The 15502-nt window shown below is 66.8% G+C and carries 12 protein-coding genes; 11 read left to right on the top strand and 1 reads right to left on the bottom strand.

What is annotated here, in order from left to right; all coding sequences use genetic code 11:
• Positions 1–10: 10 nt before the first annotated feature.
• From tsaE to ASE69_RS20955, 7 genes are all read left to right on the top strand, one after another.
• Positions 11–460, top strand: a complete 450-nt coding sequence (gene tsaE / locus ASE69_RS01985; protein ID WP_056482129.1) for a tRNA (adenosine(37)-N6)-threonylcarbamoyltransferase complex ATPase subunit type 1 TsaE — start codon at positions 11–13, stop codon at positions 458–460.
• Complete coding sequence (locus ASE69_RS01980; protein ID WP_200924102.1) at positions 457–1437, top strand: aminoglycoside phosphotransferase family protein; 981 nt, start codon at positions 457–459, stop codon at positions 1435–1437. Before tsaE ends, ASE69_RS01980 begins: the two co-directional genes overlap by 4 nt.
• Positions 1434–2189, top strand: a complete 756-nt coding sequence (locus tag ASE69_RS01975; RefSeq protein ID WP_056482123.1) for a nucleotidyltransferase family protein — start codon at positions 1434–1436, stop codon at positions 2187–2189. Before ASE69_RS01980 ends, ASE69_RS01975 begins: the two co-directional genes overlap by 4 nt.
• Positions 2182–5142, top strand: a complete 2961-nt coding sequence (gene addB / locus ASE69_RS01970) for a double-strand break repair protein AddB (RefSeq protein ID WP_056482120.1) — start codon at positions 2182–2184, stop codon at positions 5140–5142. The genes ASE69_RS01975 and addB overlap by 8 nt, the downstream gene beginning before the upstream one ends.
• A complete protein-coding gene (addA, locus tag ASE69_RS01965) occupies positions 5126–8557 on the top strand; it encodes a double-strand break repair helicase AddA (RefSeq protein WP_056482117.1) in 3432 nt (1143 codons plus the stop codon). The genes addB and addA overlap by 17 nt, the downstream gene beginning before the upstream one ends.
• 64 nt (positions 8558–8621) lie before the next feature.
• A complete protein-coding gene (gene trxA, locus ASE69_RS01960; protein WP_055877560.1) occupies positions 8622–8945 on the top strand; it encodes a thioredoxin TrxA in 324 nt (107 codons plus the stop codon).
• 96 nt (positions 8946–9041) lie between these two features.
• Complete coding sequence (locus ASE69_RS20955; RefSeq protein ID WP_082452768.1) at positions 9042–9473, top strand: avidin/streptavidin family protein; 432 nt, start codon at positions 9042–9044, stop codon at positions 9471–9473.
• A gap of 15 nt (positions 9474–9488) precedes the next feature.
• On the opposite strand, the gene argJ is transcribed toward ASE69_RS20955, so the two are convergent.
• A complete protein-coding gene (gene argJ, locus ASE69_RS01955; RefSeq protein ID WP_056482114.1) occupies positions 9489–10709 on the bottom strand; it encodes a bifunctional glutamate N-acetyltransferase/amino-acid acetyltransferase ArgJ in 1221 nt (406 codons plus the stop codon).
• 146 nt (positions 10710–10855) lie between these two features.
• Between argJ and ASE69_RS01950 the strand changes: the two genes are divergently transcribed.
• The 4 genes from ASE69_RS01950 (at position 10856) to ASE69_RS01935 (ending at position 15413) form a co-directional block, all read left to right on the top strand.
• Positions 10856–11107, top strand: coding sequence for a hypothetical protein (locus ASE69_RS01950; protein ID WP_056482110.1), 252 nt, complete (start codon positions 10856–10858; stop codon positions 11105–11107).
• 99 nt (positions 11108–11206) lie between these two features.
• Positions 11207–13945 (top strand): preprotein translocase subunit SecA, encoded by a 2739-nt coding sequence (gene secA, locus ASE69_RS01945; RefSeq protein ID WP_056482107.1) that lies wholly within the window; start codon positions 11207–11209, stop codon positions 13943–13945.
• Between the two features lie 303 nt (positions 13946–14248).
• The gene (locus tag ASE69_RS01940) at positions 14249–14665 is read left to right on the top strand and encodes a secondary thiamine-phosphate synthase enzyme YjbQ (protein WP_056482104.1); all 417 of its coding nucleotides are present in this window, start codon (positions 14249–14251) and stop codon (positions 14663–14665) included.
• A gap of 127 nt (positions 14666–14792) precedes the next feature.
• Positions 14793–15413, top strand: coding sequence for a CC0125/CC1285 family lipoprotein (locus tag ASE69_RS01935; protein ID WP_056482996.1), 621 nt, complete (start codon positions 14793–14795; stop codon positions 15411–15413).
• The last annotated feature ends 89 nt before the right edge of the window (positions 15414–15502 follow it).

The raw sequence follows: 15502 nt of genomic DNA, 5'->3' as shown, positions 1-15502 counted from the left end.
GAGAGGGTTAATGCGTGCAATCCTCCTACCCGATCCCCAAGCGACCGAAGCGTTTGGGGCTATGATCGCTACGCGCGTTCGCCCGGGCGACGTCGTCACCCTCGAAGGCACGCTCGGCGCCGGCAAAACCAGCGTCGCGCGTGGTCTTCTCGCCGCACTCGGCCTTGCCGGCGAAGCGCCATCGCCCAGCTTCGCGATCGTCCAGCCCTACGAGCCACCCGAAGTCCGCTTTCCCGTGGTTCACGTCGATCTCTACCGCATCGACGACCCCGCAGAGATCGAGGAACTCGCGCTCGACGACGCCCGCTACGACTCACTGCTCCTCGTCGAATGGCCGGAACGCGCCGGTCCCGATTACTGGCCGGATGCGCTGCGCCTGAGCCTGACGATCGAGCCGGACGGCACGCGCGGCTTGACTATCGGCGTGCCGGAAGCTTGGAGATCGCGATGGCCGACATGACCCCGCCGCCCGGCGCCGCCGCTTTTCTCGACGCCCATGGCTGGGGAGGCGCGCAGATCCTCCCGGTCGCCGGTGACGCCTCGTTCCGCCGCTATTTCCGCGCGATTGAAGCAGGGCGGCAAGCGATCCTTATGGACGCGCCGCCGCCATACGAAGATCCCCGCCCGTTCATCGCGGTCGCCGAGTGGTTGGTCGAGCGGGACTTCGCAGCGCCCGCTATTCTGGCGTGCGATCTCGACCAAGGGCTCGTCCTGATCGAAGATTTCGGCGACGATCGGCTGCGTGAGGCGGTCGATGCTTCACCGGACGAAGAACTGTCGCTGTATGCGCCGGCGATCGACCTGCTGGTGCGGTTGCGTGCCGAGCCGGCTGGGCCGGTCCCGCCCTATGATCGGGCCGTGCTGAAGCGCGAGGCGGGGCTGTTCGTCGAGTGGTATTGCCCTGCGGTTGGGATCGAGCCAGATCTCGCGGGCTGGGACGCAGCTTGGGAGTCGGTGTTCGACCACGCCATCGCCGAGACGCCGGTCACGGTTTTGCGCGATTATCACGCCGAAAACCTGATGCTCGTCGGGCCGGAGCGATCGCTCGGCCTGCTCGATTTCCAGGACGCGCTCGCGGGGCATCCGGCCTATGATCTCGTGTCGCTGTTGCAGGATGCGCGGCGGACGGTCGATCCGGCAGTCGAGGCCGCGATGCTGGCGCGATATCTTGCGGCGGCGGACGCGGGGCCAGAGACTGATGATGCCTTCATGAACGCGTATCACGTGCTCGGCGCGCAGCGGAATGCGAAGATCCTCGGCATCTTCACGCGGCTGTGGAAGCGCGACGGCAAGCCGCACTATGCGACGATGTGCCCGCGTGTGTGGACGTATCTGGACCGCGATCTCGCCCAGCCGGTGATGGCGCCGGTCGCGGCATGGTTCGCAGCGAACGTGCCGCCCGAGTTACGCGGCGATCCACTGGCACTGACCGCGTGACCCGCCAGCAGACGATCCGGCCCGTCCCGCGCGGGATCGTGCCCGAGACGGCGATGGTGATGGCGGCGGGACTGGGCAAGCGGATGCGGCCGCTGACCGCGACGCGACCCAAGCCGCTGGTCAAGGTCGCGGGCAAGCCGTTGATCGACCATGTCTTCGAACGCTTGCAGGCCGCAGGGATCAAGCGCGCGGTCGTCAACGTGCATTATCTCGCGGACACGCTGGAGGCGCACGTCACCGACCGGTTCGCGGGGATTGACGTGGTGATCTCCGACGAGCGGAAAATGCTGATGGAGACGGGCGGCGGGCTCGTCCAGGCGCGGCATCTGCTCGGCGATGCGCCGGTGCTGGTCGTCAATAGCGACAACTTGTGGATCGACGGGCCGGTCGACGCGATCAGGCTGCTCGCGTCGCGCTGGGACGACGACAAGATGGATGCGCTGCTGCTGATGGTGCCGCTCGCGCGCGCCAACAATCACGGCGGCATGGGCGATTTCTATCTCGGCAGCGACGGGCGGATCGTCGGCCGCCGCAAGCCCGGCCGCGTCGCGCCGTTCGCCTATACCGGCATCCAGATTCTCCACCCGCGGTTGATCGCGGACTGGCCGGAGGGACCGTTCTCGACCAACATCTTCTGGAACCGAGCGATCGACGCCGGCCGCGCCTACGGCCAGGTCCACCAGGGCCTCTGGTTCGACGTCGGCACGCCGGCCGCGATCCCGAAGACCGAGGCGCTCCTCGCGGATGGCTGACGTCGCCACGGCGGATCGCCCGACGCTCTACACGATCCCGGCGCACCGGGCGTTTGCGGACGCGCTGGTCGCCGGGCTGACCCGGCGGGCGGGGCGCGATCCGTTGGCGCTCGCCCGCGCGCTGGTCGTGCTGCCGAACAACCGCGCGGTGAAGGCGGTGACCGAGGCGTTCGTGCGCGCGAGCGGCGGAGGGCTCGTCTTGCCGCGGCTGGTGGCGCTGGGCGATCCGGAGATGGGCGAGGCGGTAGGCGCCGCGCTCGATCCGGCGGACGACATCGATCCGCCGCTGCCCGCGGTACCGCCCTATCAGCGCCGCATGATCCTCGCGCGGCTGGTGTCGGAAGAGCGCGCGCGCGAAGGCCATCCGGTCGATGCGGCGGAGGCGGTACGGCTAGCGGGCGAACTCGCGCGGACGCTCGATCAGTTGCTGGTCGAGGAAGTGCCGCCGACCAAGCTGCGCGATATCGAGCTTGGGCCCGAACTGACCGAGCATTGGCGCCGCGCGCTGGCGACGTTCGAGATCGTGCTGCAACGCTGGCCGGGAGAACTCGCGCGGCTGGAGCGGATCGATGCGGCGACGCGGCGCTCGGCGTTGCTCGATCGGCTCGCCCAGCGTTGGCGAAGTGCACCGCCAGCCGGCATCGTCTGCGCGGCAGGCGTGACCGATTCCGCGCCCGCGGTCGCGCGTCTGCTCCGCTGCATCGCCGACATGCCGCAGGGCATGGTAGTGTTCGCCGGTCTCGACCTCGCGCTGCCGGACGAGGAGTGGGATGCGCTCGGCCCGCATGATCCGCACCCGGTAACCGGGCTGACGCGGCGCTCGATCGAGACGCATCCGCAATTCGATGCGAAGCTAATGCTACTGCGCATGGGGGTCGCGCGGGGCGAGGTGCAGACGTGGCGCGAAGGCGGCGGGCATGACGCCGACCCCGCGCGCGGCCGGGCGATCGCCAACGCGCTGGCACCCGCGGATTTCACCGGCAAATGGACGCAGATCGCCGCGGAGGATCGCCGCTTGAAGGGCGTTACCGCCGCCGAACTCGCAACCCCTGCTGAGGAGGCGCAGGCGATCGCGCTCGTGTTGCGCGAGGCGCTGGAGGTGCCTGAGCGGACCGCCGCTCTCGTCACGCCGGATCGCGCTCTGGCTCGGCGGGTGGCCGCGCATCTCGGGCGCTGGGGGATCGGCATCGACGATAGCGCCGGGCGACCCTTGTCGATCCTGCCGCCGGGGACGTTACTGCTCGCGCTGGCGGAAGCGGCGGCGCAGCGCTTCTCGCCGCTCGCGTTGCTGGCGTTGCTGAAGCATCCGCTGGTCCGCGCGGGCGAGGATCGCTTGCTCTGGCTCGACGGCGCACGTGCGCTCGACCGTCGGTTGCGCGGGCCGAGGCCGGCGGCGGGGCTCGACGGGATCGCCGGACATCTGGAGGAGCGCAAGGGCACGGCGGCGACATGGTGGACCGACGTCCAGCCGCTGCTGACGCCGCTGGCGAACGCGTTCGACCAGGGACTGCAGCCCCTGGCGTCGGTGCTCGCGTGCCTGCGCGAGACGGCGCAGACTTTGTGCGGCGACAATCTCTGGTCGGGGCTCGCAGGGCGCGCGGCGGCGGAGTTCCTCGCCGATCTGGAAGCGGAAGCACCGGCCGGACCGCCGCGGATCGATCCGCGCGAACTGCCGCAGTTGTTGCGCACGTTGCTCGACGAGGTCGCGGTCCGGCCGGCGCCGGGCGGCCACCCACGGCTCGCGATCTACGGCCTGATCGAAGCGCGGTTGCAGACCGCGGACGTCATGGTGCTGGGCGGGCTGAACGAAGGCGTGTGGCCGGGTCGGCCCGCGCCCGACCCCTGGCTGGCGCCCCGCATCCGCATTGAGCTTGGCCTACCGGGTCTGGAGCGGCGTGTCGGCACGGCGGCGCATGATTTTGCGCAAGCGTTGGGTGCCCCGCGGGCGGTCGTCACCCGAGCGCGGCGAGATGCGAAGTCACCCGCTTTAGCCTCGCGCCTCTGGCTCCGGTTGCAGGCACTCGCAGGAGATCGGTTTGAGCGCGCATCTGCACTGGAAGGCTGGACGCGCGCGCTAGACGATCCGGGCGAACATTTGCCCGCCGACCGTCCCGCGCCGTCGCCGCCTGCGCTGCTACGTCCGAAAGCCATCTCCGTCACCGAGGTGGACCGGCTCAAGGCCGATCCCTACGCCTTCTACGCGCGCCGCGTGCTCGGGCTGATGCCGCTCGACCCCGTCGATGCCGATCCGAGCGCGGCGTGGCGCGGGACGGCGGTGCACGATATCCTCGAGCAATGGTGGAAGCAGGACAACTGCACCGTCGACACGCTGCGACAACGCGCGAAGGCGATGCTTGACGATGAGCGCACGCACCCGATGATGCGCGCGCTGTGGCAGCCGCGCCTGCTCGAGGCGATCGACTGGATCGCCGGCGCGATCGTCGCGCAAGGCGAGGATGGGCGGACGGTCGCCAGCGCCGAGGGCAAGGGCAAGATCGAGATCGCCGGCGTGACGCTGTCGGGCCGCTACGACCGCATCGACAAGCTCCCCGACGGGCGCCTCGCGGTGATCGACTACAAGACCGGCAAGCCGCCATCGCCGACCGCGGTGCGCGCAGGCTACAGCCTGCAACTCGGGCTGCTCGGCCTTATCGCCGAGCGCGGCGGGTTCCCAGACGTCTCCGGCACCGCAGGCGCATTCGAATATTGGTCGCTCGGCAAGAAGCGCGACGCGTTCGGCTATATCGAGAGCCCGGTCGATCCCGAGGGCAAGCGCGACAAGATCCCGACCGCCGACTTCACGGCAATCGCCGCGCACAACTTCACCGAAGTCATCGGCGAATGGCTGACCGGCAGCGCCGCGTTCACCGCGAAACTCGTCCCCGAATACGCCCCCTATGCCGAGTATGACCAGTTGATGCGACGCGACGAATGGTATGGCCGTGAGCGGTGACGCGCTCGCCACGCTGCCCCGGCTGAGGGGCGCGCAGGCCGATGCCAGCAACCCGGCGTCGCACGTCTGGCTGTCCGCCTCGGCCGGCACCGGCAAGACGCAAGTGCTGGCCGCCCGCGTGTTCCGGCTGCTTTTGCGCGGTGTCGATCCCGGCGCGATCCTGTGCCTGACCTTCACCAAGGCGGGCGCGGCCGAGATGGCGCAGCGCATCAACGGGCGGCTCGCTGCATGGGTGCGCATGCCTGCGCCGGCGTTGGCGGCGGACCTGATCGCGCTCGGCGAGAGCCCGGTCCAGCCGTTGCAGGATCGCGCGCGCACCCTATTCGCCAAGGTGCTAGACGCGCCGGGCGGGGGCTTGCGCATTCAAACGATCCACGGCTTCTGCCAGGGATTGTTGGCCGCGTTCCCGGTCGAGGCCGGCCTGACGCCGGGCTTCCGGCCGCTGGAGGCACGCGAAGAGGCGGGGCTCGCACGCGAGGCGCTAGCATCGATGCTGTCCGACGCAGAGCGCGAAGGCCGCGAACGCCCGGTCGAGATCGTCGGCCGCCTGTCGCTGCGGATGGGTGAGGGCGGGGCGGAAGCGTTCCTGCTCGCCTGCGCCCGTGCGCTGCCGGCGTTGGAGGCCCTCCCGGTCGGGATCCAGCCGTGGCTCCGACGCGAACTCGGGCTTCCGTCTGGCGACATCGACGAGGCGATCGCGGAATGGTGCGACGCGCTCGACCTGGACGCGATAGCGCGAATTGCCGCGGCCAATCGCGCCTGGGGGACCGCCACCGGGCTGGCCGCAGCTGCGACCGTACAGCGCTGGCTCGACACCGAGGATCGCGCGGCGACCTTGGATGAACTCGCCAGCGTCGTGCTGACCGGGACGGGCACGCAGCGCAAAGCGTCGAAGAAACTCATCGATGCCGAGCCCGACTACGAGGTGCTCGCGCGCGATCTGGGCGAGGCCTGTACTGACGTGCTGTCGATGGTCCAGCGCGCGACGTACTGTGACCTGCTCGCCGACGGACTTGAGGTCGGGCGCGATTATGCGCGGGGCTATGCGCTGGCCAAGCGCCGCGCAGGAGCGGTCGATTTCGACGACTTGATCGCGACGACGGTGGCGCTGCTCGACCAGCCGGGGATCGGCGAGTGGGTCCGCTACAAGCTCGATCAGGCAACCGAGCACCTGCTGATCGACGAGGCGCAGGACACCAACGGCCACCAGTGGCGGATCGTGCGCGCGCTGGCCGACGAGTTCTTCGTCGGCCGCGGCATCTATGCCCCATCGACGCGCACCCTGTTCACGGTCGGCGACTACAAGCAGGCGATTTTCGGGTTCCAGGGCACCGACCCGCTCAACTTCCAGGCGGCCGAGCAGTATTTCGGCGGTCGTGCGAGCGAGGCGGAAGGCGATGACGACTGGCCCGAGGAGGAACGCGGGCTCCCTTTGGCGCGACTGTCACTCCGCCACTCGTTCCGATCGACGCGGACTGTGCTGGAGTTCGTCGACGCGGCGATCGATGCGATCGGCGAGCCGGGGCTCGGGATTGCGGGCGAAGTCGAACAGCACGCCAGCGAGGTCGCCGGCCCGGGCACCGTGACCCTCTGGCCGCCGGTATCGGCAGGCGGCAGCGAGGACGACGAAGAGGGCTGGGTCGACGACGCGGTGCGCAAACTCGCCAGCGACATCGCGCGCGCAGTGAAAGGCTGGCTCGCGCCTGACACCGGCCTGATGCTGGAGAGCAAGGGGCGGCGGTTGCGGCCCGAAGACGTGATGATCCTCGTCAAGCGCCGCGGCGATCTCGCCTCGCTGATCGTCGCGCGGCTCTATGCCGAGGGCGTGCCGGTGGCGGGCGTCGATCGCTTGCGGCTGAACGCGCCGCTCGCAGTACAGGATCTGCTCGCGACAATCCGCTTCGTGTTGCAGCCCGAGGACGATCTAAGCGTCGCCGCGCTGCTCGTGTCGCCGCTGATCGGCTGGACGCAGGACGAGTTGATGGCGGCGGCCCCGCGCGAGGCCGGGCCGTTGTGGCGCCACCTGCAACGCACGCAACCCGCGGCAAGGCTGGCCCCGTTGCTGGCGATGTTGGCGCGCGCGGACATCGCCACACCCTACCAGTTCCTGGAGGAACTGCTGTCGGGGCCGCTCGACGGTCGCCGCAAACTGATCCGGCGGCTGGGGACCGAGGCGCGAGATCCGATCGAGGAACTGCTCAACGCCGCGCTGACGTTCGAGAGTACGACGACGCCGTCGCTACAGCGCTTCCTCGACTGGTTCGATCGGGGCGATGTCGAGATCGTCCGCGATCCGTCCGCGCCGCTCGACGCGGTCCGGGTGATGACCGCACACGGCGCGAAGGGGTTGCAGGCGCCTTTGGTGATCCTGGCGGATGCGACGGCGGACCCGTCGGCGGCGCCGCGCTCGATCCTGAAATGGGCGCCCGAGCCTGGGGCAGCGCCGATCCCGGTATTTCGGCCGCGGTCGAGCGAGCGCGGAGGGCCGCTGGATGCGGTCGTGTCGGCGGCCGAGCAACGTGAACTGGAAGAGCATTGGCGGCTGTTCTACGTCGCGGCCACCCGCGCGGAAGAGCGGCTGGTGATCGCCGGTGCACTCGGGCCTCGCGCGAAGGGGGTGCCGCCGGAGAATAGCTGGTACGCTGCCTCCGATCGGGCGCTGACGGCGCTCGAGGTTGCGGCGGGTGAGGGCGCGCGGACGTTCGCCGGGGTCGAGCCTCAGCCTGCGGTCATCGCCAAGGCTTCGGCATCGGTGGAGGTTGCGGCGAACGCGCAGCTACCGGCCTGGGCGCACGAACCCGCACCGCAAGAAGCGCGTCCGCCTCGTCCCCTGTCGCCTTCGGCGTTGGGCGACGACGCGGTGTCCGATCCACCGCCGACGCCTGCGATGCGCGTCGCGGCCGAGCGGGGGCGGCTGATCCATGCGCTGTTCGAGCGTCTGCCGGCGGTTGCCGCCACCGACCGCGCGACGGCAGCCGATCGCTGGCTGGCAAAAGCGGGCGGCGTCGACGATGTCGCAGCACGGTCCGAAATCGTGCAGAGCGTGGTCGCCGTGCTTGACGACCCGCGCTTTGCCGAGCTTTTCAGCGCGGATACGTTGGCCGAAGCGCCGATCGCCGCGACCCTCGCGAACGGCATGGTTGTGTCGGGGACGGTCGATCGCCTGCTGATCGAGGCAAATCGTATCCGCGTCGTCGACTTCAAGACCGGCCGCCGCGCACCGCGCAGCCTCGACGACGTGCCGGAATACCATTTGAAGCAGATGGCGGCCTATGCCGAAGCCTTGAGCGTGATCTTTCCGGGGCGGTCGGTCGAGGCGGCATTGCTATACACGGCCGGCCCGCGGTTGATCATGCTGGACGACGAGACGATGGCCGCGAACAAGCCGCACTATCGGCCCACGGAGCAAAGCTAGCGCCCCGGTGGTTGAGCGCACACGCGAGCGACCTTAGATACGACTGAACCAAGGAGAATTCACGATGGCGACCAAGCAGATCACCGATGCCAGCTTCGATGCGGACGTACTGAACGCCGACGGCCCCGTGCTCGTCGATTTCTGGGCGGAATGGTGCGGCCCGTGCAAGATGATCGGGCCGTCGCTCGAGGAGATTTCGGAAGAACTCGGCGAGAAGGTGACGATCGCCAAGCTCAACATCGACGAGAACCCCGACGCGCCGGGCAAGTACGGTGTCCGCGGTATCCCGACGATGATCCTGTTCAAGGGCGGCGCACCGGCGGCGACCAAGGTCGGCGCGGAGCCCAAGGGCCGGTTGAAGGCATGGCTCGAGGGTGAGCTGGCCTGATGATACGCCTTCGCCTGTAGATACGGGCTACGTATTATAGAACTATTCTCTGTTGTCGGCGATGCGGTAAGGTCTTCTGGAAACGGGGAGACTGCTATGAACGCATTCGTCGGCAACGGGGTCAATGAACTAGGATCCGAACTGGACATTGTCCGCGCTGTTCCATTATCGCTTCCGTCTACGACACTTGAGCATCTTCAGATCGATGGCACGTACAGAACGCGTGTAGGTGTCGAAAACAACGGTGAATTCTTTCCGATGGTCGGCTTTGTGACCGGCAATCTCATCAGTTTCTGCGTGAGCTATAACCGGATCGACGAAGATGGTGAGCATCGATCGACCTGTACATGGGCGGGGCAATATCTTCCCGATCAGCGTCCGAATGGCACATTCGATCCTAACGACTCACGAACGTCGATCCGGACGTTGTGGCATCTGGTGCCAAATTTAACCGATCCGAGTCGGGCCGCCGAATATGGTTGGCTGCTCGCGCATTCGGGCGGGAATGCCTTTACTAAACGGCATTGAACGAGCGTCCTGCTCTCAACTGCGATAGTCGGCGTTGATTGAGATATAGCCATGCGTGAGGTCGCAGGTCCAAACCGTGGCCTGGCCTTCGCCTAGCGCGAGATCGACGCCAATCTCGATTTCGTGGCCCTTGAGGTGCGCAGCGACCGGCGCCTCGTCGTAGCCGCTCAGCGCCAAGCCACCCTCGGCAACCTGCGTATTCCCGAACCGGATCGACAGCGTGTCGCGATCGGCTGGTTCGCCGGCCTTGCCGACCGCCATGACCACGCGCCCCCAGTTCGCGTCCTCTCCGGCAATGGCAGTCTTCACCAGCGGCGAGTTGGCGATGCTCATCGCGATGCGGTGTGCGCTGCGGTCGCTGTCCGCGCCGGTCACCTGGATCTCGATCAGCTTCTGCGCGCCCTCGCCGTCGCGAACCACGAGCATAGCGAGTTGGTGGCACAGGTCGGCCAAGGCGGCGCGGAACGCATCTGCGCCCACGCTGTCGTCGTCCGCCAGCGCGACGTTACCGGCCTTGCCCGTCGCGAACGCCAGCACGGTGTCGCTAGTTGATGTATCGCTGTCGACGGTGATGCACGAGAAGCTCGGCGCATTCGCCTTCGACAGCGAAGCTCGCAGGAATTCCGGCTCGACCGCGGCGTCGGTGAAGATAAAGCCAAGCATCGTCGCCATGTCCGGCGCGATCATCCCCGAGCCCTTGATGATCCCGACGAGGCTTACGGTGCGGTCCCCGATCACCGCGGTCGTCACCGCGCCCTTGGTGAAGGTGTCGGTCGTCATGATCGTCGCGGCGGCATCCTCCCAGCCGCACGGCGCGGCGGCGAATGCGCTGTCGAGCCCGGCTTCCGCCTTGTCGATCGGCAACGGCACGCCGATCACGCCGGTCGAGGACACGAACACGTCCGAAGGCTGACACCCCAGATGCGCCGCAGTCCGCGCCGCAATCGCCTCGACCGCCGCTCGCCCACGCGAACCGGTGAAGGCGTTGGAATTGCCCGCATTCACGACAAGCGCCCGCGCCTGCCCAAGCGTCAGCGCCGCACGGCACCATTCCACCTCGGGCGAAGGACACTTGCTCGTCGTCAGCACCCCCGCCGCCACCGTCCCCGGCTCCAGCGTCACGAACGTCAGGTCGCAACGATCCCAGGTCTTGTACCGCGCCCGCGCGACATGCAGCGCGACTCCGTCGATCGAAGGGGCGTCGGGGAAGGGCAAGGCGAGGGGCGAGGTCTGCATGACGCCTTCATAGTCGCTGCCGGGCGGGCGGCAAGACGACGCGCGCGCAGATTGCCTGGGCGCATGCTCCACTGCCGCGTCCGCCGGGTGCGTCCCTGAGACGAACGGTAGATTTATCGTGCAAGCTCGCATACAGCCGGTTCCGCATGAACCTGCTGCTACTCCTCTCTGCCCTGCTCTCCGCGCTGACCGGCGCGGTGCCGGGTATGCGTGGGCAGTCCGCCCAAGCCGTGGTGCAAGGCAATGTCTGCTCGCAGTCGGTGGCAGCAACGCCGGCCAAGGTCTTGATAAGGCCCGTATCTGGCCTTCCCGTGCTGCCGCAGGTTGCAGTCGCAACGACGCTGCGCGCGATTGCAGTCGTCTCGCTACCGCTATGGGCAGAGCGCCGCCGCGAATAGCGTCTTGGTGTGACCTTAACGTAACCTTTGGATCCATGTGATCCGATTCCGCGTGCGCCGATCGCGTGCCGCCGCGTCTCAAATTCAGGAAATCAGCCCATGTTCGGTGGCCTCGCCAAATCCTTGTTCGGATCGTCCAACGACCGCTACGTCAAGTCGCTCAACCCGATCCTCGCCAAGATCGCCTCGTTCGAGCCGTCGCTCCAGGCGATGTCGGACGAGGAGCTCTCCGCGCAGACCGTCAAGTTCCGGGCGCGGCTCGCAGAGGGCGAGAAGCTCGACGACCTGCTCCCCGAGGCGTTCGCGACCGTCCGTGAGGCCGCGCACCGCGTGCTTGGCCAGCGTCACTACGACGTCCAGATGGTCGGCGGCATCGTCCTCCACCGCGGCGAGATCGCCGAGATGCGCACCGGCGAGGGCAAGACGCTCGTCGCCACGCTCGCGACCTATCTCAACGCGCTCCCTGGTGATGGCGTCCACGTCGTCACCGTCAACGACTACCTTGCGGCGCGCGACGCAGAGTGGATGGGGCAGGTCTATACCTTCCTCGGCATGACGATCGGCGTCATCATCCCGAACCTGTCGGACGAGGAACGCCGCGCCGCCTACGCCGCCGACATCACCTATGGCACCAACAACGAGTTCGGCTTCGACTATCTCCGCGACAACATGAAGTACGAACGCAGCGCGATGACGCAGCGCGCGTTCAACTTCGCAGTGGTCGACGAGGTCGATTCGGTGCTGATCGACGAAGCCCGCACGCCGCTGATCATCTCCGGCCCGACCGACGACAAGTCCGAGCTGTACATGCAGGTCGACGCAGTCGTGAAGCAGCTCGACCCGGCCGACTATGACAAGGACGAGAAGCAGAAGACGATCATCCTAACCGAGGACGGCACCGAGAAGGTCGAGCGGATGCTCGAGGCGGCGGGGCTGCTCGAGGGGCAGAACCTGTACGACTTCGAGAACACGCAGGTCGTGCACCACCTCAACCAGGCGTTGCGCGCGATCGTGATGTTCAAGTCGGACATCGATTACATCGTCAAGGACGGCAAGGTCATCATCATCGACGAGTTCACCGGTCGCATGATGGACGGCCGGCGCTGGTCGGACGGCCTGCACCAGGCGGTGGAGGCGAAGGAGGGCGTCCAGATCGAGCCCGAGAACCAGACGATGGCCTCGATCACGTTCCAGAACTATTTCCGCATGTACCCCAAGATCGGCGGCATGACCGGCACCGCGGCGACCGAGGCGGCCGAATTCTACGACATCTACAAGATCAACGTCGTCAGCATCCCGACCAACGTCGAGGTCAAGCGCGTCGACGAGGAAGACGAGTTCTACAAGGACACCAAGGACAAGTTCGCGGCGATCGCCAAGAAGATCAAGCATCACGCCGACCTTGGCCAGCCGGTGCTGGTCGGCACGGTGTCGATTGAGAAGTCGGAGATGCTGAGCGAGTTCCTGGTTGGCGAGAACGTCGATCACAAGGTCCTCAACGCGCGCTTCCACGAGATGGAGGCGCACATCGTCGCGCAGGCCGGGCGCAAGTCCGCGGTGACGATCGCTACCAACATGGCGGGCCGCGGCACCGACATCAAACTCGGTGGCAACCTCGAATTCCGCATGCTCGACGAGCATCCGGATCTAGTCGAAGGCACGCCAGAGTATGACGAGGCGGCGAAGCGGATCACGATCGAGATCGAGGCCGAGAAGCAGGCGGTGCTCGCCGCGGGCGGCCTGTTCGTGCTCGGCACCGAGCGGCACGAGAGCCGGCGTATCGATAACCAGCTCCGTGGTCGTTCGGGTCGCCAGGGCGATCCGGGCCTGTCGCGCTTCTATCTGAGCCTCGACGACGATCTGCTGCGCATCTTCGGGCCGGACACGCTGTTCGCCAAGATGATGCGCAACAACATCGAGGACGGCGAGGCGATCGGCAGCAAGTGGCTGAGCAAGGCGATCGAGACCGCGCAGAAGAAGGTCGAGGCGCGCAACTACGACATCCGCAAGCAGGTCGTCGAGTATGACGACGTGATGAACGAGCAGCGCAAGGTCATCTACGAGCAGCGCGCGGACATCATGGACGCGGACACCGTCGGCGACGTGGTCACCGACATGCGCGCGGAGACGGTCAACGTGATCGTCGGCGATGCGTGCCCGCCCAACTCGTATCCCGAGCAGTGGGACGTCGCGGGGATGAAGACGCGGCTTGCCGAGGTGATGAACCTCGAGCCGCAGATCGACGCGTGGCTGCTGGAGGAGTCGGTCGACCCCGAGGTGATCGAGGAGCGCGTGCGGGCGATGGCGGACGAGGCTATCGCGCAAAAGTCCGCCGATCTCGATGCGGAGACGTGGACGTCGGTCGAGAAGTCGATCCTGCTCCAGAATCTCGACCATCACTGGAAGGAGCATCTCGCGACGCTCGATGCGCTTCGTCAGGTCGTCCATCTGCGTGCGTATGCGCAGAAGACGCCGATCAACGAGTATAAGCAGGAGGCGTTCTCGCTGTTCCAGCGGATGCTCGAGACGATCCGCGAGGACGTGACCAAGACGATCGCGCACGCGCAGTTCCAGATGCAGGCGCCGGTCGGCCTGCCCGAACTGCCGGACTTCATCACGACGCATTTCGACCCGTTCACGGGGGAGGATGACTCGAACGATTTCGATGCGGGGACGCGCGGCCACATCACCTCGACCATGCCGCCGTTGCAGATCCCTCAGCCGCAGGAGGCCGATATCGGCGAGGATCCAGCGAACTGGGAAGGCGTGGTGAGCCGTAATGCGCCGTGCCCTTGCGGGTCGGGGCGGAAGTATAAGCAGTGCCACGGGGCTGTTTGATATTTGGATGAACTAAAGAGATCCTCCCGATCTACTACCACCCCGGCGAAGGCCGGGGCCCAGTTGGAAAGGTCGGAGTAACGAAGCGCACCGGCAGTTAGCAACGTCCCCCAACTGGGCCCCAGCCTCCGCCGGGGTGGGGCAATACTCGGTCGGCGTGCATACACTATATGACGCACCCTCAGGTTCTCCCGCGAAGGCGGGAGTCCAGGCTACCGGCGATGGCCTATGGGACTCCTGGACCCCCGCCTTCGCGGGGGAACAGGACTTGGAGCAACCCTCCCGACCAATCGTTAGGACCCGATGCGCCAAGCCACCACGATCCTAACCATCGACACCAGCCGCCAAGGCCTCGTCGACGTCACAGACCAGCTCGCCCGGTGGACCCGCGACCAACGCATGTCGGAAGGCCTGCTGACGATCTTCTGCCGCCACACCTCCGCCTCGCTCCTCATCCAGGAAAACGCTGCGCCCGAAGTCCGCACCGACCTCGAAGCCTATTTCGCCCGCATCGCTCCGGAGTCGCGCGAGTATCTCCACGACGACGAAGGCCCGGACGACATGCCCGCGCATCTCCGCACTGCGCTCACGCAGGTCCAGCTCTCGATCCCCCTGATCGACGGCCGACTCGCGCTCGGCACATGGCAGGGCATCTACCTCTTTGAGCATCGCCGCCGCCCGCATCGCCGCACATTGGCGCTACACTTGATCGGCGTTTAGACGAAACGTGAAAAATGAGTCAGTAAGGTGGCGCATTGGAGCGAACCCGTTCATCAACCGTTCCACCACTGACGGCTATTAAGAGGCGTTTCGCCGCACTCGCCGCGAACGGAGACATACCATGTTCATGAAACCTGGTCGCAAGGTCGCATTGGCAGCGCTCGCAACGGGCGCTCTATTGCTGGCCGGTTGCGCGACCGAGACCACCTATCGGCCGGCGACGGGCCAGGGGTTCAGCCGCACCGGCTATAGCGACCGGCAGGTAGAGCCGGGTCGCTTCCTCGTCAGCTTCGCCGGCAACAGCGTCACGTCGCGCGATACCGTCGAGCGTTACCTGTTCTTCCGCGCCGCCGAACTGACGTTGCAGAATGGCTATGACTATTACCTGATGGCCGACCGCGACACCAATCTCCAGTCGCGGACCTATTCGACGCCGGGGATCGGTGGCGGGTTCGGCTATGGCGGCTTCGGCGGCTATTGGGGTCCGTCGTGGCGCTATTACGGCCGCGGCTTCGGCTGGCGCAACTGGAGCCCTTATGGCGGCTTCGGTGGTGGTTTGGGCGGCGGCTATGGCGGGTTCGGTGGTGGCCCGTGGGGCAACGACTTCGATATCCGCACGATCGATCGCTATGAGGCGACCGCGGAGATCGTGATGCGCAAGGGCCCGATCCCGCGCGACAACATCCGTGCGTTTGATGCGCGGAAGGTTGTGGACAGCATCGGACCGAGCGTCGTGTTGCCGAAGTAAACTGTCGATTTCGAAACAGTAAAAAGGCCGGGCTACCCCAAGGTAGTCCGGCCTTTTTGTTACGTTGCTCCCTCTCCCCGTCGGGGAGA

Origin of the sequence: Sphingomonas sp. Leaf208 (assembly GCF_001421415.1) — a bacterium.
Lineage (GTDB): Bacteria > Pseudomonadota > Alphaproteobacteria > Sphingomonadales > Sphingomonadaceae > Sphingomonas.
Note: the sequence above shows the minus strand (reverse complement) of the source record. Positions and strands in the feature narration are given on the sequence as shown.

Coding starts and splice junctions, on each gene's coding strand:
- trxA (WP_055877560.1), top strand. CDS start 8,622: ATGGCGACCAAGCAGATCACCGATGCCAGCTTCGATGCGGACGTACTG.
- addB (WP_056482120.1), top strand. CDS start 2,182: ATGGCTGACGTCGCCACGGCGGATCGCCCGACGCTCTACACGATCCCG.
- ASE69_RS01950 (WP_056482110.1), top strand. CDS start 10,856: ATGAACCTGCTGCTACTCCTCTCTGCCCTGCTCTCCGCGCTGACCGGC.
- argJ (WP_056482114.1), bottom strand. CDS start 10,709: ATGCAGACCTCGCCCCTCGCCTTGCCCTTCCCCGACGCCCCTTCGATC.
- ASE69_RS20955 (WP_082452768.1), top strand. CDS start 9,042: ATGAACGCATTCGTCGGCAACGGGGTCAATGAACTAGGATCCGAACTG.
- tsaE (WP_056482129.1), top strand. CDS start 11: ATGCGTGCAATCCTCCTACCCGATCCCCAAGCGACCGAAGCGTTTGGG.
- secA (WP_056482107.1), top strand. CDS start 11,207: ATGTTCGGTGGCCTCGCCAAATCCTTGTTCGGATCGTCCAACGACCGC.
- addA (WP_056482117.1), top strand. CDS start 5,126: ATGGCCGTGAGCGGTGACGCGCTCGCCACGCTGCCCCGGCTGAGGGGC.
- ASE69_RS01980 (WP_200924102.1), top strand. CDS start 457: ATGACCCCGCCGCCCGGCGCCGCCGCTTTTCTCGACGCCCATGGCTGG.
- ASE69_RS01940 (WP_056482104.1), top strand. CDS start 14,249: ATGCGCCAAGCCACCACGATCCTAACCATCGACACCAGCCGCCAAGGC.
- ASE69_RS01935 (WP_056482996.1), top strand. CDS start 14,793: ATGAAACCTGGTCGCAAGGTCGCATTGGCAGCGCTCGCAACGGGCGCT.